Source organism: Moraxella nonliquefaciens (genome assembly GCF_001679005.1).
GTDB classification, from domain to species: Bacteria; Pseudomonadota; Gammaproteobacteria; order Pseudomonadales; family Moraxellaceae; genus Moraxella; species Moraxella nonliquefaciens.
Window position 1 is genome coordinate 518787 of record NZ_LXTW01000032.1, and the last position, 19899, is coordinate 538685.

A 19899-nucleotide genomic window follows, 5' to 3' on the forward strand; every position below is an offset into this window, starting at 1 on the left:
AATTTGACACCATAGTTTACACCATTTTGGCACGCTTTTGGGAATTTTGTCATTCATACTGATAAATTTTATGAAAACCAACAAGATGATATGCCTTGATTTTTTCAAATTTTCCCTTATAAAGATGACATATTTATCCATATGGAACACCCATGAGCATTCATTACGACTATAAGCATGAACTACCACCCAAAAAGATAGATTTGCCTTGCGACAAAAATGCAGGACATGGTGATCATTGGGCCATCTTGACCAATAATATCGCCGATGATGTACCAAATTGGCTCCAAAATATGTTGGAGAGTGCCACTTTACCTACTGGTCTGACCGTGGGGCGTACCGATCATAAGACCCTTTTGCTTGGACAAGATACCCCTTGTCATATCAAGCAAATCCTTGCCATGGATAATGGTAAACCTACTGCCTTTATCAATGCCTATCCTGCGGTACACAGTCCTCATGGGTTACACTGTCAGATTGAACGTGTGATTCGTTGTAAACGTACCGCTGATGCCATTTTACGCCTTAAAACCACCGATGGCACTACCATCTACGCCTTTGACCAACTCTATGCCATCAACCGCCATGAGTACAAAACCCCAAAAACTTATTATGCCAATTTTAGTGCGTGGGCGTACAACATTGAGCCTAGCAACAAAGACGAGACGCTACTGGTCAAAAACCCCAAAGCCATTCGCTATCATCGTGCCTTTAATGACATTGTGGCAGACAATGATGGCGTGATTCCTGATGATATTGACGAACAGATAAAGGCATGGACACCCAAAGATGATGATAAAAATACCCCTCTTGCTCCTGTGGAGATTAATTTTGGGGAGAGTTGTATTTATCTGTTTGGCGACACCTTTGGACAAGAAGATGAAGCATGGTGTCAAGGTCAAGTGCTCGGTATTAGCCACACTGAGTTTTTTGATGTACCCATCACACTCTTTGATGTGGCGATTTTGCGTGAACATAATGCTAAGATGTTTGTGGTGCGTGTCGCTGCCGTCAGCGATGAGCAAAACAATCAAATTCAAGTACAAGACTACATTCAAGCCAACATTTGGCTACAAGTGGCCATTTATGATGAAAATCAATCAAAGTAAGTTTTGCATGGCGATACTTGACACATTCCATCAGTCATCTTCGTCTGTCATCTTACAACAAACACGCCCAACCTATGAAAACCTATGAAATGAAAACCCATGAAAAAAGTCTGCAACCTGTATCAGATTGCAGACTTTTTAACGGCACAATCAAGGAGCTATTTGTATAGGTTCACCCACATCGGTAGGTGTAATGATGGTTGTATTTGATGGGTGCGTGTTAGAGATGGTGCTTGCCTGTGCGTCGTTGGTTGTGGCAAATTCTGTTGCCACACCACCCACATTAGACGGCTCTATCACACTAATGTTATTGGGTTTGGGTTGTATAAGTTTTGGTGTGTAGGCAGCATCATCCCCTTTAATGTGTGCATTTGCCATCTGTTCATCAGTTGCCAAACTGGCACTTTGCATGGCATGACGCTGTTTATTAAAGTCTGTGATTTGTTCAGCGATGAGCGTTGCTCCCCCACCTAATGCTTGATATAACTCAATTTGACTTAGAAGCTTTTGTAACTGTAAATTTAAAATACTTTGTTGATTGGCAAAGAGTGAACGCTCAGCATCTAGCACATTTAGGTAATCATCAAGTCCTGAACGAAAACGTGCGTGAGCGATATTGTAAGTTTCTTGATAATTTTTTTGTAGGCGATACTGTGAGTTTAATTGATGCTCCATCGTAGCACGGGTAGCAAGCACATCAGAGACCTCTTTAAATGCTGTTTGAATGGCTTTTTCATAACTTACCAAAGCTTGCTTTTGAGCGATTTGTGCCACTTCATAATTAGCACGTCTTGCCCCTGCATCAAAGATTGGCAGGGTGATGGATGGCCCTACCGACCAGCTAAACGCCCCCGATTTGAATAAATCACTCAAATGATTAGAACCATAGCCGACATCGCTTGACAGTCTAATACTGGGAAAATAGGCAGCACGAGCGACATTAATGTTTGCCCCTGCTGATTTTAGGTGGTGTTCAGCTTGGATAATATCAGGGCGATAATAGAGCAACTCACTGGGCAAACCTGCACTAAATAAGGTCTGTGTGGTAATATCATCTACCCCCATGTCGGGCAAAAGTTCATCAGGAATGGGTGAGCCTATGAGCAGTTGTAAGCCGTTTTTTGCCTTTAAGACATTCGTGTCAGCCTGATAAATGGCTAATTTTGCCATCTCCAATGATGCTTGTGCTTGTAGACTGGTTGATTTGGGATCAATGCCTGCCTCAAAGCGTTTTTGATTGATAAATAGCGAATGCTCACGAGTTTTGAGTGTTTCTAAGGCAAGCTGTCTTTGGGCTAAGGCATAGCTTAGATTCACATAACCTTGGGCAATCGCTGAGATGATGGAAATTTGGGCAGCATCTTTGGCGGAGTTTTGTGCTAAATAATCATGTAGTGCCGACTCTTTGGTACTGGCAACTTTACCCCACAAATCAAGCTCATAACTTGACAGGGCAAGACCAACACGATAACTGGTGTTGGGATTTGTATCACGAGCATCTGCCCTATGAGTTGCCCCAGCTGATACGCCAATATTGGGATAAGCATTGGTACTGCTAATCTGATATTGAGCTCTGGCACTTTGTACCGCCAACATGGCTGCTTGTAAGTCTTTATTATGCACCAAACCCATCTCAATTAAGATTTTTAACTTGGGGTCAGCATAAAAATCCTGCCAACGCATGCCTGCCATACTCGGTATCTTTGGCGTACTGATGGTTGTATTGGTATCAAAAACCTCATAAGGCAATGCCACAGGCACGGCAGGCTGTGCCAATACATTCTGAGACTTTTGGGGAATGGTACTACATGCACTCATAAAAATAGCAAGCGTGCTTAGCATGAATAGGCGTGGTGTTTTTATGTTATTTTTCATAATTTCTCTCTTAACCAAATCAGCCCAAATCATCTCATGATACACAATATGGGCTAATTTGGCAATGCTTTGTATTAGGCGTTATTTGTGTTTATGTTGGTTGTCTTTTTATGTTTGTATGGGAACACAGAACGCACCCACACATAGAACATTGGAATAAAGAACACGCCCAAAAAAGTCGCTGTAATTACCCCACCAACCACACTTGTACCAACAGCATTTTGACTGCCAGAGCCTGCCCCTGTGGCAATCATCAGTGGCACCACACCAATACCAAAGGCAAGTGATGTCATGATAATCGGACGCAGCCTTAGACGGGCTGCCGTCATGACCGACTCTTTTAAAGATTTACCAGATTCTTGGATGGCTTTGGCAAATTCAATAATCAAAATGGCGTTTTTGGCGGACAGACCGATCACCGTCAATAGACCCACTTGTAGGTATACATCATTGGCAAAACCACGCAACATGGTAAATACAACCGCACCGATGACCCCAAGTGGAATGACCAGCATGACCGAAAATGGCACAGACCAACTCTCATACAACGCCGCCAAACACAAGAACACCACAAGCATGGAGATGATATATAATGACAGGGCTTGACCACCTGATTTACGCTCTTCTAACGACAGGCCTGTCCACTCATGACCGATGCCCTCAGGTAACTGTGCAATCATCTCCTCCATGGCAAGCATGGCATCGCCAGTACTTTTGCCAACAGCAGCAGCACCTTGCACATTCAGCGATGATAAGCCATTATAACGATGAAGGGCTAAGCTGCCAAACTCCCACTGACTGTCTGAGAATGCCCCAAAACCAATCATCTGCCCCTGAGCATTACGCACATGCCATTTGTTAATATCCTCAGGGGTAGCACGGCTGTCAGGATTGCCTTGCATATACACCTTTTTGATACGACCACGGTCAATGAAGTCATTGACGTAACTGCCACCAAAGGCTTGGGCAAGTGTGGTATTGATTGTTGTCATATCTAGGTCATAAGCTGCTGCCTGCTCTTGGTTAATGTTCACTTTAAGCTTGGGAGCATCTTCTTGACCATTGGGACGAACACCAACCACATGCTCGTTTTGGGCGGACATACCAAGGAGCATATTACGTGCGTCTAGTAACTTGGCATGACCCACGCCACCGATGTCTTGTAATTGTAAATTAAAGCCACTGGCATTGCCAAAGCCTTGAATGGCGGGTGGGGCAATCGGATACACAAGTGTCGCCTCAGGAATCATGGCATTTAGCACCATGGCACGCCCTGCAATCGCCTGTGCCACACTGTCTTTGGTGTTTCGCTCACCCCAATCTTTTAATTTGACAAATGCCAGCCCTGTATTTTGACCGCTGGCACCAAAACTAAATCCTGAAACGGTAAAAACCGATTCCACATTATCCGCCTCTTGTTCATGAAAATAGCCACCCACCTTTGCCATCACCTCTTCGGTCTGGTCTAGGGTTGAGCCAGCAGGCAACTGCACCAGTGTCATGAGCATGCCTTGATCTTCTTCTGGCACAAATGAGGTTGGCAGACGCATAAAAATCAATGCAATAGCAATAATAACGCCAACATAGGCGATGGCAAAGAACCATTTGGCATTAAAAGTTTTGCCAACAAAATGTTCATAATCACGACTGGCTTTAAAGAAAAAGCGGTTAAACCAACCAAAAAATCCTTTTTGGGTATGAACGTCTTTATGGGGTTGGCGTTTTAAAATGGTCACACACAAAGCAGGGGTAAAAATCAGAGCAATTACCGCTGACAGCGACATACTGGCAATCAGCGTTACCGCAAACTGACGATAAATCACCCCAGATGAACCACCAAAGAAAATCATCGGTACAAATACCACCGACAAAATGATGGCAATGCCAATAACCACTTTACTAATCTCATCCATTGATCTGGTAGTTGCCTCTTTTACCGAGATATTTGGATTTTCCTCTAAAAGGCGTTCCACATTTTCAACAACAACAATGGCATCATCAACAAGCAGACCGATGGCAAGCACCATCGCAAACATGGTCAAAATGTTAATGGTAAAGCCAAATAAAAACAGTACCGCACACGTTCCCAAGATAACCACAGGCACAGCAAGTGTTGGAATAATGGTCGCACGCCAGTTTTGCAAGAACAAAAACATGACCAAAAAAACCAACACAATCGCCTCTAATAGCGTCATCACCACTTGCTGAATGGAGAGTTTGACGAACGGCGTGGTATCATAAGGCACAACGATTTTTAGTCCCGCAGGAAAACCTTGCGACAACTCATCTAGGCGTTCTTGTACTGCTTGACGTACCTGCAAAGCGTTGGCACCAGAGGCAAGCATAATACCCATGCCCGCCGCTTCTTGCCCATTATAAAGCGTCTTTACGGCATAACTCTCCGAACCCAGCTCAATATCCGCCACATCTTTTAAATAAACCTTTGCCCCCGACGTATCAGTTTTTAGCAGAATCTGACCAAATTCTTTGGGGGTTTGTAAAAAGCTCTGCACACTCACAGTTGCATTAATCACTTGACGGTCAAGGTCGGTTGGTAAACTGGCAAGCTGACCTGCTGATACTTGCACATTTTGAGACCGAATTGCTGTTAAAACATCAGATGGCATGAGTGCATAAGATGACAGCTTGGCAGGGTCTAGCCAAATACGCATGGCATAAGGTGAACCAAATACGTTTAATGAACCTACACCATTGACACGGCTTAGACTGTCTACCACGTTGGTGTTGATATAATCAGCAATATCCGACTGAGTCATACTGCCATCTTCTGAGATAAAAGATGCCACCATCAAAAAGCTACTGCCAGATTTGTTTACCGACAGACCTTGACGCTGTACATCAACAGGCAGTGAACTGGTCGCTGCTTGTAGTTTGTTTTGAACTTGTATCTGTGCAGTGTCTGGGTCTACATCATTTTCAAAGGTCAGCGTGATGGATGCCAAACCATTGGCTGATGAACCAGATGACATGTACATGAGTCCATCAAGTCCTTTCATCTGTTGTTCTATGACCTGCGTTACCGTATTTTCAACCGTCTGAGCATCAGCACCTGGATAAACAGCACTCACCGACACCGTTGGTGGGGCAATCTGTGGATATTGCTCAACAGGCAGATGACGCATGGCAATGATACCCACAAGCATGATCAAAATAGCAATAACCCATGCAAAAATGGGTCTGTTAATAAAATATTTTGACATCATTCGCCCCTATTGTGCCACATCATCGGCAGCTTCTGCCATCGCCAAGGCTTCTGCCTGTTCACGGCTATCATCTTTTAGTGTTGTACTCTGAGTAGGGTGCAATGCTTGCTCTTGGCTTGGTTGGTTTGGTTGGTTTGTTCCATTTTGTTGTAGGGATTGACCGCTAATGATGGGGACTGATGGACGCGTTTGGGCAACTTGTTTTGGTGTCCGCTTGGATTCTTGGGGGTTTTTATCACCTGATGAATATGGATATGTCTTAACCGTTTGCTCGGGCTTGACCTTGGCACCTCCAACCACAACCACACTCTCGCCATTGCTTAGACCATCTGTTACTACCCATTGACCTTGGAGCGTACCACTGGTTTTGATATGACGCACCTCAATTTGGTTATTGTGATTGACCACATAAACCTGCGTTTCACCTTTGGGGGTGCGAATGATGGCACTTTGGGGCAACAGCATGGCGTTATGCACCACTGACTGTGCCAAATTGGCATTGACATACATGCCCGGAATAAGCAATCCATCAGGATTTGGGAACACCGCTCTTAGCTTAACAGTCCCTGTTGATTCATCCACGCTGGCATCTGACAGAGCCAAATGACCAATAAGTGGATAAATCTCGCCATTTTCTAAAATGATTTGCACCTCTGGCAATCCCTCACCTGCTTGACCATTTGCCATCTGTTGACGCATTGTTAGTAGCTCTGATGATGACTGTTTGATATCCACATAGACCATATCAGTGCGTGAGATGGTTGCAAGTGGCGTGGTTTGACTGGCAGAGACCAACGCGCCTGCTGTAACCGCTGATATGCCAATTTTACCACTAATGGGTGCTCTGATGATGGTACGGCTGATATCAAGCCGACTGGCATCATGGTTTGCCTTAGCACTATAAATGGAGGCATTGGCTTGATTGACACTGGCTTTGGCAGCCTCTACATTTGCCTGTGCGGTTTTAACAGCGGTGATGTATTGGTCATACAGCTGTCTTGATACTGCATCAATATCAATCAATCCCTCCACACGAGCCAAATCCGCCTGAGCTTGGGCAAGGGTTGCCTCTTGGGCGACCAAACTTGCCTTGGCACTAATCAAACTCGCCTGTGCCATCTGAATGGCGGCCATACCATTGTTAGCAGCACTGACATAATTATCAGGGTTTAGGCGGTATAGCTCCTGCCCTGCCTTGACATAACTGCCCTCTTGAAAAGATACCGCCTCCACAATGCCTGTTACTTGTGGACGTACCTGAGATGTCTCAATTGCTGTTACACGAGCTGAAAAAGATTTAACCACAGGTATTGAACGCAAAGTTACGGTCTGTACCTCCACGCTTGCTAGGGGCATTTGCTCACCCGCTCCTACTGCTGCACCGTCCGCTTTTTGTTCACTTTTGCCACAACCTACCAGCGTAACAAGTGCCACAAGCACAGAAAATGATAATACTTGCAAACTAAATTTCATAAGTATCTGCTTAATATGTTTAAAATTGCCTAAAAAGAGTCTTAGGGTTTTACTTTTTTGATTAGGACATCCCATGATAGAAAGTAAACCAATAAAAGTAAAATGCTAAAACCATTGAATTTTTTACTGTTTTTAAAAACAGCAAGACGCACTATTATACGCTAATTTAGTATAAAGGGTAAGCCTTGTATTTAATAAACTAAATTTGATAAAAATTTAAAAAAATGTGACAAAAATTTAAAAAAATACTTGCAATTTTATAAAAACATGCTATTATAGCGTCCACTTAGGTCATTGATGGACCGAAGAATTAAGGCTGGGTGGCAGAGTGGTCATGCAGCGGACTGCAACTCCGTGTACGCCGGTTCGATTCCGACCTCAGCCTCCATTTTGATAACTTTTAGTTATCCGCCCGGGTGGTGAAATTGGTAGACACAAGGGATTTAAAATCCCTCGCTCTTTTGAGCGTGCCGGTTCAAGTCCGGCCCCGGGCACCATTTATTAAAAATTCCCAAATATGTGATATTTGGGAATTTTTTTATTAAACATTTTATCATAGTCGGATGTGTGCCTGACCAAAAATAAAAAATCATCATGATTTTGTGACATGTTTTAAACCATAAAAAAACCAAATCCGAATGGCGAATTTGGTTTTTTTATGGTTTGACACCATCAATTACTTGATTTTTGCTTCTTTAAAAAGAACGTGTTGGCGAATTTTTGGATCAAATTTTTTGATTTCCATTTTGCCAGGCATGGTGCGTTTGTTTTTGGTGGTGGTATAAAAATAACCTGTACCAGCGGTAGAAACAAGTTTGATTTTATCTCTCATGGTATTATCCTTTTGCTAAATTAAATCTTTTGACCTTGGGCACGCAAATCAGCAAGCACTTTTTCAATGCCATGCTTGTCAATGATACGCATACCCTTTGAAGATACACGAAGACGCACAAAACGGTTCTCAGATTCTACCCAAAAACGATGGTTGTGTAGATTTGGCAAAAAACGGCGACGGGTTTTGTTGTTAGCGTGAGATACGTTATTACCCACAAGTGGGCGTTTTCCAGTAACTTGGCATACACGAGACATGATGAACTCCTATATTACGATGTGGCACGGATATTGAGCGGTATCGGTTGTGCCATTTAAACAATCGCCACAAAATTAGGTATGGACTTGGCGGACTGTTCAAACTTGTTAGTGATGTCATTTCATCATTATTGTTAAAGGCGACAATAAATAGAAAGAGACAGAAAAATCAAAGCCAAAATTATACACCAATCTTACTAACACTTCAAGTAAAATTGTTAAAATGGGCTTATTGTGTAGAATAAGTTTTATAAAGCAAGCATGAAATTGGCAAAATTAACGTGCGGTCAAAGCACTCACAGGCATACCAAAGCCCTGCCAACCATAATGCAAAAAGTTACGGATATTGGCATGGTCGGTACCATCTGGCGTGTTTAGTACCATCTTATAATGCTCAGCAAACAGCTTTAAGGTATCAATCTGATTTAGGCCATGCAATTTGGCAAGACTAAACACTTTGGCAGAACCTTCGTTCGTGCCAACATGATTGACCACCTCGCCGTTATAAAAGATGACAGGTGTATAAATATAATTAGCATCAATAAAGGCAAGCACATCCTTAAAAGTCAAACTGCCCTGCTCAATGCCGTTTAATAATCGTGAAATGTCAGTATGATTCATCATACACCATCAGCGATTAAAATAATCGTCATCGTCAAATGATGGTGGGGCAAAATTACCTTGTTCCAGATGACTCATGTGCATTTGCATAGAGCGTTCGTGTTGAATGCGTTGATAAATCTCCTCACGATGCACAGCAATGTCTTTTGGGGCATTGACACCTAAGCGGACTTGATTGCCCTTGACACCAAGCACAGTCACACTGACCTCATCACCAATCATTAAGGTTTCACCAACACGGCGGGTTAAGATTAACATAGATAGCTCCTTGCTAAAAAGTATGATAAAGCAAAAAATAGAAATTACCCAAGCCATTATTATAAAACTTCTTGGGTAAGTTGTCAGCTTTTTTTATAAAATTTAACAATCATGCTGATTATTGCATGCTGATTATTAAATTTTACGACAGTTAAAGTCCTGCAACCTTGCTCTCACCATCTTCACGGTCAAGACCAAAGGCGGTATGTAGTGATTTAACTGCCTTTTCCAGACACTCTTCTTTGATGAGTACAGAGACTTTGATTTCAGAGGTTGAAATCATTTGTAGGTTGATGTTTTGGGATGCCAGTGTTTCAAACATTTTACTTGCCACACCAGCATGTGAACGCATGCCCACACCCACGATAGAGACCTTGACAACATCGCTTGTGCCAACAACATCGCTTGCTCCAATGTCATCTTTGACTTGCTCATTTAGGATTTTCATGGCTTTATCAAAATCACCACGTGGCACGGTAAAGCTAAAATCGGTTACGCCATTTTCGGACATGTTTTGGATAATCATATCAACTTCAATGTTGGCTCTGCCAATTGGGCTTAAAATAGCAGATGCAATGCCTGGATGATCAGGCACGCCAAGTACAACAATTTTGGCTTCATCACGGTTAAAGGCAATGCCTGAGATTACAGCACGTTCCATATCATCTCCTTCATCAGCGGTAATTAGCGTACCGACAGTTTGTTTAAATTTATCATCAAATATTCCATCATCACCCTCATCAAAACTGGATAAGACACGAAGTGGTACTTGATATTTACCAGCAAATTCTACCGAGCGGATTTGTAGCACTTTTGAACCAAGAGATGCCATTTCTAACATTTCTTCAAAAGTGATTTTGGAGAGTTTTTTGGCTTTGGGTGTTACTCGTGGGTCAGTGGTATACACACCGTCCACATCTGTATAGATTTGGCATTCATCTGCACCAATGGCAGCAGCGATTGCCACACCTGTGGTGTCCGAACCGCCACGCCCTAGCGTGGTTAGGTCATTGTGTTCATTAACACCTTGAAAGCCCGCCACAATCAGCACTTTACCATCAGCAAGTTCCTGTTTTAGATTATCAGCGTCAATATGCTCGATACGTGCTTTGGTGTGGGTTGTGTCGGTTTTGATGGCAACCTGCCTGCCAGTCATGGATTTGGCATTTATGCCCAAATCCTTTAATGCCATGGCAAGTAGAGCAGTAGATACCTGCTCACCTGTGGCAACCATCTGATCATATTCACGAGGGTCTGGATCGGAGCTGATCTCACGAGCCAAACCGATTAAGCGGTTGGTTTCACCACTCATGGCAGATACCACCACCACAACCTGATGCCCATTGTCATGCCAACGCTTGACACGCTGGGCGACATTTTTGATGCGAGTGATGTTCCCCATCGAAGTCCCGCCATATTTTTGTACGATTAATGCCATGAATGATACCTTACAAATCAAATAACGATCATCACTGATTTTAATTTATAATCAGTTATAGTGAATTTGGTGATTAAGACTGAATGTAACAGTTTTTTGATAAAAACCTAAATATTTTAGCGGATTGGGCGGTATATGACAAGCATTTTATCATCTGTGTGCCAATACTGACGCCCAAGGCTAATACCAAAGTTGGTCAGGTGCTGATTTTAGCCCCATCAGATGATAAGTGTGATTATCCTTCGTTCTTTTAATCATTAATAATTTTTCACCCTTTTAATAATTTATCTTCAAACTCCGCCCCAAATTTTGCCAATTTATCGCTTTGGCTGTTATAAAATTTTAAACCTTTCCTCAAATAAAGAATTTCCTTCTATATATTTTTTCTCTGTAAAAAATGGAAGTCCGATTAGCCTATAATGTGGCGTATCTTTTTGCAGAATCTTATCCTTGCCATATTCTGCTGTGATGGCTTCTAAAAATTCTTCTTTCCACCTATCAGTTTCCACTAAATGCTCACCTTTGGGTTCAATGAAAATTTGGTAATGTAAAAAGCCATCCACACCATTGGAAGAAGATTTTTGTTTATCTTTCAGCAATAAAATAAAGTCGGGCATAAATCCTTCGCCATCGGCAAAGTTATTCAATTTAAAGACTTCTTCATTACGGATTAAATGAATGTCATATTGAGATTTCAAATCGCCCAAACGCTCTGAAATAAATTGAATTAACGCTTCTTCCAAACTCGTTCCAGCAAAATTATCCATCACATACCAATCATTTTGCATGGCAATAGCAGTTTTTACATCATCTTTTTTGACCCATTTTTGTTTTGGTGTGCCGAAAATTTCCCACAATTTTTTAGGCGTAAATTCTTTTGTACCGATAAACGGCATATCACTTTCATTCAGATGTTTTTCAACCATTTCCAAGATTTTCAGGCAGCCTGCAAGTTTGTCATCTGGGCGAATCTGTTTATCTTGCTCTAATCCCAAAAATTCAATCTGCCAGTCTTTCAACAATTTATTTTGTAATTCATTGCGATTTTGAATGTTGAGTTTGCTTTGCAGGCGATCAAAATGAAATAAAGATTGACTATTTTTTCCTTTGATATGCAAGGCTTTATTGAAAATGTGCCGTTCCATTTCACTCATTTTTATGGTTTGAGTAAAATTATTTTGTGTGCCGATTTGTCGGGCTGTTTCATCATTTTCATCGGCTGTAAATTGCATTTCCTGCAACAGTTGATTGCCGTGAATTTGGAATGAAAGTGTTTGCGGATTGGCTTTTAGGCTGTCTGCATTATTACTTTTAGCATTGGGATTGGGGATTTTTTTATTCGCCCAAATTAACAACTCTCTAAAATCCTTATTATCTGCAAATTCAGATTTGAGTTTAAATATTGCCAATACCTTATCATCGTCTTTTTCAGGCAAATAACCGTCTTTTCGTAACTCGTTTTTCAGTTCTGAAATATAGCGGGATTGCTCATCGTGCGTGTAATAAAACAATTCTTCCAAGATACGCAATTCATGTTGCATATCGTTGTCAAATTTGCGTTTATTCGGCTGTTTATCTTCAAACGAAAATGGAAAATAACGCACACCACGACCAATCAACTGTTTTTCCGATACGGTAGCGGCAGCCGTTTTGCCCGATTTTTTATTTGAACCGCCACCGTTTTGCCCTTCATACAAACGCACAATATCAAACAAATTTAAAACATCCCAACCTTCGGTTAATCTATCCACCGTAAAAATAGCACGAATCGGATTATCAGCCGCTTCCAAATTGTTTAGTAATTTTTCGGTTTCGCTGTCGGTTTTTTCAGTTTTGGTTTTGTTGGTTTCGGAGTTGGTAATAATGACATTGTGTTTTTGATAATTTTGTTGTACCCAATTTGCCAAATGCACAAACTCAAATTTATTTTCCTGCATAAATTTTAGGGCTTGTTCGGTGCGGGTTTTTCCTTGTTCGTTGGCGTTATCGCCATCGTTTAAGCTTGCCCAAAATGTCGTTAAAAACGAAAAATCAATCGCTTGCATATTTTCTACCCAATTTAAAAATGCCAAATAATCAGCTTTTGATTCATCAATCGTCTTACTTCTAAACAACATCACAGGCTTGAAATTGGCAATGCCATATTTCAACGCGATTTGATGGCGATACCAAGCAAATAATAAAGCGTGCAATACTCGCTCTTTCTTACCCAGCGTACTGGATACCAAATTGATTTCTTTGGTATAACCTTTTTGCAAAAATTCTTTTAACCCAAATTTTGTGATGATTTTATCGGCGTATTTTTGTTGCACGTCAGCATTTTCAGGCAGCGTGGCGGTAAATTCCAACAGCACATTTTGGCTAGGATTGCCATTTTTATTGAGTAACAATTCCAAAACCGTATGCTCCCAGCCTTTGCGTTCAATTTCGGCATTGCTAGTGCGGCTATTGATTTCTTTTTCTAAATCTAAGTCGCCTTGTTTTTTGCCTTTGGTTTGCGCGTTTAAATGGTGCGCCTCATCGCCAAGCATCACAAGGTTCAATTTGTGCAAATCTGCCAATGTGGTTTGGTTTTCTCGCTCGGTGTGGATATCGTTATGCAGTTTTTGAATGCTGGTAAATTTAATTTCAATGCCGTCCGAATGTGGGCTAAACGTTTCCACTTTGCGAATGGGAATTACCGTATCACCTTGCAAAATCTTCTCAGTAAATAAAAATTTTGCGTGCGTTGGGTCAATAAAATTATTTTCCGTTTTATCCACGATATTATTTTGATTCACAAAAAACAGAAAATGCCGATACCCTTTTTTAAAATAATACAAAATCAACGCCGCCATCATCATCGTTTTACCAGCACCTGTTGCCATATTGAATAGCAAATGCGTTGGCTTATTTTTTAAATCAGGGAAATCGTCTAGCTCTGGCACGCGGTCAAAAATCAAAAAGTTTTCAAGGGCGGATTTTTGCCATTCAAAAAAATCATATTTTAAGTTTTTGGACATAAATTCAGGCATTTCAAGTAATTCAGGCTTGTATTTTTTAACCGCTTTACGTTCATTTTCAATCACTTCAAACAAAGTTTTATCATTCGCCATCTTTTTTCTCCGCTTGATTTTTTGCTGATTGATAGAATTCACGGCTTAACGCTTTATCGTCATCATTTAAGCAACCTGCAAATTGCTCATCATCCATTTCGGATAATGAAACATACATTTGATTTAAATCTAACATTTCAAGCACCATTTGTTTTTGTTCGTCTAATGGCAAAGATTGAAATTCAGGCTCTTCAATAATTTGGCTAAATTCATTCACGCTCACATTATATTTTAAAAAATAGCGTTCGCATAATTCATTAAACAGCGTTTTGATGCCGTCTGAATTTTCGCAAGCCAAAATTTGTTGTTTTGCGGTTTCGTTAAATGGGGCAAGTTCGGCATAGACAAACTCGCCACCGCCTTGCCAGTTGACTAATTCAGATATGCCTGTATTGTCAGCATTAATCACGTTGGTTAACCCTTGAATAGACAAATTCACTTGATTTTCTATCTGTTCAATCGTTATCCACTGCCTATTCATTTTGTGGGCAACAGCGGCGGTAGTACCACTGCCAGAAAAGAAATCTAAAACAATATCTTTTTCTTTCGTTGTCATCGATATTATTCTATGTAGTAATTTTTCGGGTTTTTTGCCATTACTAAGTTGGACACCGCGCTCTTTCGCAATTGCCCCACTTGTTTTAATATCTTGCCAAAAGTCGCAAGGGTTTTTCCAAATATTCTCATCGGCAAAAATCACACGTAATCTTGGGTCATTTGCCTCACGGTTAAAATCTGTGATGTAAAAAAATAGAACCTTATCTTTCTTTGAAATTAATGCTGAAATATCTTGGTTGGGAACATCATCTAAAGCTAATACTTGATTTTTAATACTGCTAGAACCTGCTGTTTTGATAATTCTATAACTATTGTCAAACAACCATTGTTCCTTGTCTTCTACATCTAATTCTTGAAGTTTAGTATTTAAAGAAACTTTTTTAACATTAGCTAAAATTTTAATAACTTTTTGTAAATCTATTTCGGATATTTCGTCTTTTTCTTGGTAAGAAATTAATTCCTGTCTTTGTTCAAATGATAGGTTTTCAAGGAAAATATTATTCTCTCTATCCCATTCTTTTGTTTCATATTTATCAATATGTGTAAAACCCGAGAAAGAAGAACTGTTCTTGTAAAATAAAATATACTCTTTTATGTTTGGAAATCTCATTCTTGAATGAGACATCTTAACCCCTGTTGCTTCACTCATCTTAACACTAATATTATTTACAAAATTCTCAATACCAAAAATTTCATCTAGTAAAAGTTTCAAGTGATAAATGCCATCATCTTTTATTTGTACGAAGATTACACCATCATCAGATAACAATGTTTTCGCAATTTCAAGACGATTTTTCATAAAAACTAACCAAGTTGATAATTTATAATTGGTGTTGTACCCAAAGCTATCATTATCTTGCTTATTTTTAAAATAATACGGCGGGTCAATATAAATCAGCTTGATTTTGCCCCTAAACTGTTTGGCAAGCGAATGCAGGGCAATCAGATTATTGCCTTTGATAATGAGATTTTCGGCTGGTGTGCCGTCAAAATGGCGTTTGATTTCACCAACGGCTTGTTTGCCATCTGCGGTATAGCGAGAGAATTTTGAGAATGCTTTTGCGTCAAAAAGTCGGTCAATTTCATCAAAAGCAAGTGTTTGATTAAAAAATATTTCTTGTCTTTTTTGGGTCAATTTGGTGTATAACTGACTATCTGACTGGTCATTATTACGTTTAAAATAAATCTCTTCGCCTTCTTCGGTGCTTTGTCCACCATTTAACACACAATCTTTAAACGGAAAATCTAGCACAATATCGCTGCTGTCTTTTAAAAAGCGGTTGCCGTCCGTCAAACCAATGCGGTTGGCGTATTTTGTGTAGGAATTATTGACGCTGTGTTTGTCCAAGAAAAAACGAAAATCCTGCAATTTAAACACCAAAACACCATTCACTTCCACAAAGAAATGGCGTTTTAACTCATCATTCCCCAATAACAAACCGATAATGGTCGGGTCGGTTTTTTCTACCAAATCCAATAGGATATTTTTGGCTAAAATACTTGTTTCGTTACTGTCATTGTTTACCCAAACTCTACCATCAGATTGTAATGTTTGTTCCAGTTGATTTTGAATATTGCTATCCATAAAAACCCTCTCTTGTATAAAATCATATTAAATACCCCACTCTCAACTTGAAATAAGCAGCTCAAACTGAAATGGGGGATTACCTAACTGTTTATTAATCACAAAGTAGAAGTTATAAGCCAATATTTTACGCATAATTAAAAAATGTGTGCATATATTGCAATGCTCGGCAAACATGCACACATTTTGGTTAGCAATCTATATTATGGCATTTGCTGATTGAAAGACAATATGGGTAAAGTTTAACCCAATTTCTCCCCAATCCAATCTGTCAAGTCAGTCATCAGCTTTGGCAGGTTCGCCACATCGGTTGCACCCCCTTGGGCAAAGTCTGGTTTGCCGCCACCTTTGCCGCCCAAGTTTTCGCTTAGGTGCTTGATGATGTCGCCTGCTTTGATTTTGCCTGTTAAGTGCTTGCCCACGCTTGCGGTCATGGCGATTTTGTCTTCACCGTCTGCCGTATAAACGCTTGCCAGTATCACAATGCCATCAGCCAGTTTTGATTTCATGTCATCTGATAAGGTGCGTAATGTTTTATTATCCATGCCGTTGACCGTGGCAATCAGTACTTTTTGACCATGAATGTCTTTTAGGTTGTCCGTCAATGAATTGGCGTGCAGGCTGGCAATTTTTTGGTTTAGCCGTTCAATTTGTTTTTCCAGATGACGGTTTTTATCGCTCAACTGTGCCACACGCTGGGCGATTTCATGGCGTTTGGCTTTAAACTGATTGGCAAGTTGGTTTAATTGCTTATCGCCTTGTTGCACATAGTGAACCGCTCCCATGCCAGTAACGGCTTCTATACGGCGAACACCTGCTGAAATGCCTTGTTCGCTTACGATTTTAAACAGCCCAATATCTCCTGTACGAGTCACATGCAGACCGCCACATAGCTCAATGGAAAATGGTTTGCCATCTTTATCGGTTGTACCCATGGATAGCACACGCACCGTATCGCCGTATTTTTCGCCAAAGAGCATCATCGCTCCTTTGTTTTTGGCACTGTCAATGTCCAAAATCTCAACATGGGCAGGGGTGTTGGCTAAGATTTGTTGGTTTACCATGGTTTCAATTTGGCTGATATTTTGTTCGGTCAATGGTTTGTCATATGAAAAATCAAAACGAAGCAAATCGCTGCTCACCATTGAGCCTTTTTGGCTAACCCCATCGCCCAATATGGTGCGTAAAGCGGCATGTAGCAAATGAGTGGCGGAATGGTTTTTGGCACTGGACGCACGCACCTGACTTGCCACTTGGGCGGTCGCTGACTGGTTGCGGTTAATATGCCCCATTTTTACCACCCCATGATGAATGATGGCTTGTCCTGATTTTTGGGTGTCTAACACATCAAATACGCCAGATTCGGTGCTAATTTCGCCAAGCTCACCCACCTGTCCGCCACTTTCGGCATAAAATGGGGTTTTATCAAGGATTAACACGCCCTCATCACCTTCTGCCAGCGTGTCGGTGGCCTTGCCATCTTGATAAAGATGAATCACGGTGCTGTCATTATCAAGCCGTTCATAGCCCAAAAATTCGGTGGCACTGTCTACTTGAATGAGAGCGTGATAATCCATGGCAAATTTGCCTGCTTCACGCGCTCTTGTGCGTTGCTCTGCCATGCTCATCTCAAAGCCTGCCTCATCAATGGTGATGCCTTTTTCACGCACAATGTCCGCTGTCAAATCCGCAGGAAAACCATAGGTATCATATAATTTAAACACCGTTTCACCTGCCAAAACATCGCCTTGTTGCAAGCTGTCCAATTCTTGCGACAGCAGTTTTAGCCCTTGCGATAATGTTTTGGCAAATTGTTCTTCTTCTTTTAAAATCGCTTGTTCAATTTTGTGCTGTTCATGACGCAGTTGAGGGTAGGCATTACCCATGATGTCAGCAAGTGGGTGAACCAGCTGATAAAAGAACGCATCTGTTGCCCCAAGTTTGTTGCCATGACGCACCGCACGGCGAATGATGCGACGCAACACATAGCCACGCCCTTCATTGCTTGGGATAACCCCATCAGCAATCAAAAACGCCACCGAACGAATGTGGTCAGCAAGCACCTTTAAAGATGGCTCATTTTGAATGTCGGTGTCAGTTGGCAAGCCAATGATGTTGATTGCTTGTGTCATCAGCTTGGTAAAAATATCAGTCTCATAATTGCCATGCACCCCTTGCATGATGGCACTGATGCGTTCAAGCCCCATGCCTGTATCAACCGATGGCTTGGGCAGCGGCTGCATTGTGCCATCTTTTTGGCGGTTAAACTGCATAAAAACGCAGTTCCAAATCTCAATATAGCGGTCGCCATCTTCGTCAGGCGTGCCGGGCAGACCGCCCCAAATATGCTCACCATGGTCATAAAAAATCTCTGTGCAAGGACCACAAGGGCCTGTATCCCCCATCATCCAAAAGTTATCGGACTGGTACGCCCCGCCTTTATTATCGCCAATGGCAATGATACGCTCTTGGGGCAGACCGATGTCTTTGTGCCAAATATCAAAGGCTTCATCATCGGTGTGATAAACAGTCACATAAAGACGGTCTTTTGGCAGGGCAAGCCATTTGTCATCGGTTAAAAATTCCCACGCAAAGGCAATGGCGTCCTTTTTAAAATAATCACCAAAACTAAAATTACCCAGCATCTCAAAAAAAGTATGATGGCGAGCGGTGTAGCCCACATTATCAAGGTCGTTATGCTTACCGCCAGCACGCACGCACTTTTGTGATGACACAGCACGCACATAGTCGCGCTTTTCTAACCCCAAAAAAGTGTCTTTAAACTGATTCATGCCTGCATTGGTAAACAGCAGCGTGGGGTCATTGTGTGGAATAAGACTTGATGAGGGGACATGGGCATGCTGTTTTGAGACAAAAAAGTCAATAAAGGCTTGGCGTACTTCATTTGATTGCATGGTTTTAGCTTGTATGGTCTTAGATGAATGGGTGGTTGTCATGATTTTTCCAGTATCCTGCCTGCCTGTGATTTTATGTTAAAAATCATGGGGCAAATTGGGCAAATTTGATAAATAAACGGTTAATTTTATCACAAACTGCCATAATTAACAGTGATTTTAAGCAATTTTTCACAAAATTTAGTTAAAATTTTGGTAACTTTAATAACTTTTTAGAATAAATAAAAAACCTTATAAAAATTATGGAATTTTAGACAAAAATACTTAACATTCATGTAAAAAAGGTGTATAAATAGCATATAGATTTTATCCATAAAAGCAATGGGGACTTACCATGAACATTCCACTATTTAGTGCCATTTTTTCAATTGCATCTACTGTACTTATTGGCGTTTTGATGATTGTGGTATTTGTCAATGACATGACCAACATGCAAACCGTGCTTGGATCAGTGGTTGCAGGGCTTGTGGTGAGCATTCCCATCGCATTTGTTGTTACCAAACGCATCAGTACCCTAACAAATTCTGCCACGCATGCCCCCAAACAACAAAAAACCCAATAACACATTGGCACAGCTTATCTAGCCTACATAAGCCAGAACAAACCACCCAAAGCAGACCACAGACAAGCCATGATAGCACATTCTATCGTGGCTTTTT

Annotated in this window: 12 protein-coding genes, 2 tRNA genes and 2 pseudogenes; 4 read left to right on the plus strand and 12 right to left on the minus strand. The window is 41.2% G+C overall.

From position 1 onward, the window contains the following. Window positions 1–152 precede the first annotated feature (152 nt). Window positions 153–1109 carry a hypothetical protein gene (locus A7456_RS09345; RefSeq protein ID WP_067009828.1) on the plus strand — a complete coding sequence of 319 codons (957 nt, stop codon included), beginning with the start codon at window positions 153–155 and terminating at the stop codon, window positions 1107–1109. A 150-nt stretch (window positions 1110–1259) separates the two neighbouring features. Here the strand turns inward: A7456_RS09345 and A7456_RS09350 are convergent, their stop codons facing one another. The 3 genes from A7456_RS09350 to A7456_RS09360 all read right to left on the minus strand — a co-directional run bounded on the left by A7456_RS09350 (window position 1260) and on the right by A7456_RS09360 (window position 7681). Next, window positions 1260–2984, minus strand: coding sequence for an efflux transporter outer membrane subunit (locus A7456_RS09350; protein ID WP_067009831.1), 1725 nt, complete (start codon window positions 2982–2984; stop codon window positions 1260–1262). A gap of 74 nt (window positions 2985–3058) precedes the next feature. Continuing rightward, the gene (locus A7456_RS09355) at window positions 3059–6205 is read right to left on the minus strand and encodes an efflux RND transporter permease subunit (protein WP_067009835.1); all 3147 of its coding nucleotides are present in this window, start codon (window positions 6203–6205) and stop codon (window positions 3059–3061) included. Between the two features lie 9 nt (window positions 6206–6214). Then, on the minus strand, window positions 6215–7681 hold the full coding sequence (locus A7456_RS09360) for an efflux RND transporter periplasmic adaptor subunit (RefSeq protein ID WP_067009838.1): 1467 nt from the start codon (window positions 7679–7681) through the stop codon (window positions 6215–6217). A gap of 314 nt (window positions 7682–7995) precedes the next feature. Here A7456_RS09360 and A7456_RS09365 point away from each other — a divergent pair. Together A7456_RS09365 and A7456_RS09370 are read left to right on the plus strand one after the other, a co-directional pair. Then, a tRNA-Cys gene (locus A7456_RS09365) sits at window positions 7996–8069 on the plus strand. 22 nt (window positions 8070–8091) lie between these two features. Continuing rightward, a tRNA-Leu gene (locus A7456_RS09370) sits at window positions 8092–8178 on the plus strand. Window positions 8179–8357: 179 nt separating this feature from the next. Here the strand turns inward: A7456_RS09370 and rpmG are convergent. The 9 genes and pseudogenes from rpmG to alaS form a co-directional block, all read right to left on the minus strand. Then, the gene (gene rpmG, locus A7456_RS09375; RefSeq protein WP_003659281.1) at window positions 8358–8513 is read right to left on the minus strand and encodes a 50S ribosomal protein L33; all 156 of its coding nucleotides are present in this window, start codon (window positions 8511–8513) and stop codon (window positions 8358–8360) included. 20 nt (window positions 8514–8533) lie between these two features. After that, window positions 8534–8770: a 50S ribosomal protein L28 gene (gene rpmB / locus A7456_RS09380; RefSeq protein ID WP_036362158.1), complete on the minus strand. Its 237-nt coding sequence runs from the start codon at window positions 8768–8770 to the stop codon at window positions 8534–8536. Window positions 8771–9046: 276 nt separating this feature from the next. Then, window positions 9047–9391, minus strand: coding sequence for a HopJ type III effector protein (locus A7456_RS09385; RefSeq protein WP_066891381.1), 345 nt, complete (start codon window positions 9389–9391; stop codon window positions 9047–9049). Between the two features lie 90 nt (window positions 9392–9481). Further along, window positions 9482–9649: pseudogene (gene csrA / locus A7456_RS09390) on the minus strand (carbon storage regulator CsrA); the annotation flags it as partial. A gap of 151 nt (window positions 9650–9800) precedes the next feature. Further along, complete coding sequence (locus tag A7456_RS09395; protein WP_066888072.1) at window positions 9801–11087, minus strand: aspartate kinase; 1287 nt, start codon at window positions 11085–11087, stop codon at window positions 9801–9803. Between the two features lie 332 nt (window positions 11088–11419). Next, on the minus strand, window positions 11420–14182 hold the full coding sequence (locus tag A7456_RS09400; protein WP_067009841.1) for a DEAD/DEAH box helicase family protein: 2763 nt from the start codon (window positions 14180–14182) through the stop codon (window positions 11420–11422). Continuing rightward, entirely contained in the window at window positions 14172–16325 is a 2154-nt protein-coding gene (locus tag A7456_RS09405) for a DNA methyltransferase (RefSeq protein WP_067009844.1), read from the minus strand. Before A7456_RS09405 ends, A7456_RS09400 begins: the two co-directional genes overlap by 11 nt. Window positions 16326–16367: 42 nt before the next feature. Further along, a pseudogene (locus A7456_RS12095) lies at window positions 16368–16463 on the minus strand (IS982 family transposase); the annotation flags it as partial. Between the two features lie 104 nt (window positions 16464–16567). Continuing rightward, window positions 16568–19282 (minus strand): alanine--tRNA ligase, encoded by a 2715-nt coding sequence (alaS, locus tag A7456_RS09410; RefSeq protein ID WP_067009847.1) that lies wholly within the window; start codon window positions 19280–19282, stop codon window positions 16568–16570. A gap of 292 nt (window positions 19283–19574) precedes the next feature. On the opposite strand from alaS, the gene A7456_RS09415 reads away from it, so the two are divergent. Beyond that, window positions 19575–19802 carry a hypothetical protein gene (locus tag A7456_RS09415; protein ID WP_066888080.1) on the plus strand — a complete coding sequence of 76 codons (228 nt, stop codon included), beginning with the start codon at window positions 19575–19577 and terminating at the stop codon, window positions 19800–19802. Window positions 19803–19899: the final 97 nt, after the last annotated feature.

What these genes read in the sequence shown, in the direction of transcription:
- A7456_RS09345 (WP_067009828.1), top strand. Translation starts at nt 153, where the DNA reads ATGAGCATTCATTACGACTATAAGCATGAACTACCACCCAAAAAGATA.
- A7456_RS09350 (WP_067009831.1), bottom strand. Translation starts at nt 2,984, where the DNA reads ATGAAAAATAACATAAAAACACCACGCCTATTCATGCTAAGCACGCTT.
- A7456_RS09355 (WP_067009835.1), bottom strand. Translation starts at nt 6,205, where the DNA reads ATGTCAAAATATTTTATTAACAGACCCATTTTTGCATGGGTTATTGCT.
- A7456_RS09360 (WP_067009838.1), bottom strand. Translation starts at nt 7,681, where the DNA reads ATGAAATTTAGTTTGCAAGTATTATCATTTTCTGTGCTTGTGGCACTT.
- rpmG (WP_003659281.1), bottom strand. Translation starts at nt 8,513, where the DNA reads ATGAGAGATAAAATCAAACTTGTTTCTACCGCTGGTACAGGTTATTTT.
- rpmB (WP_036362158.1), bottom strand. Translation starts at nt 8,770, where the DNA reads ATGTCTCGTGTATGCCAAGTTACTGGAAAACGCCCACTTGTGGGTAAT.
- A7456_RS09385 (WP_066891381.1), bottom strand. Translation starts at nt 9,391, where the DNA reads ATGAATCATACTGACATTTCACGATTATTAAACGGCATTGAGCAGGGC.
- A7456_RS09395 (WP_066888072.1), bottom strand. Translation starts at nt 11,087, where the DNA reads ATGGCATTAATCGTACAAAAATATGGCGGGACTTCGATGGGGAACATC.
- A7456_RS09400 (WP_067009841.1), bottom strand. Translation starts at nt 14,182, where the DNA reads ATGGCGAATGATAAAACTTTGTTTGAAGTGATTGAAAATGAACGTAAA.
- A7456_RS09405 (WP_067009844.1), bottom strand. Translation starts at nt 16,325, where the DNA reads ATGGATAGCAATATTCAAAATCAACTGGAACAAACATTACAATCTGAT.
- alaS (WP_067009847.1), bottom strand. Translation starts at nt 19,282, where the DNA reads ATGACAACCACCCATTCATCTAAGACCATACAAGCTAAAACCATGCAA.
- A7456_RS09415 (WP_066888080.1), top strand. Translation starts at nt 19,575, where the DNA reads ATGAACATTCCACTATTTAGTGCCATTTTTTCAATTGCATCTACTGTA.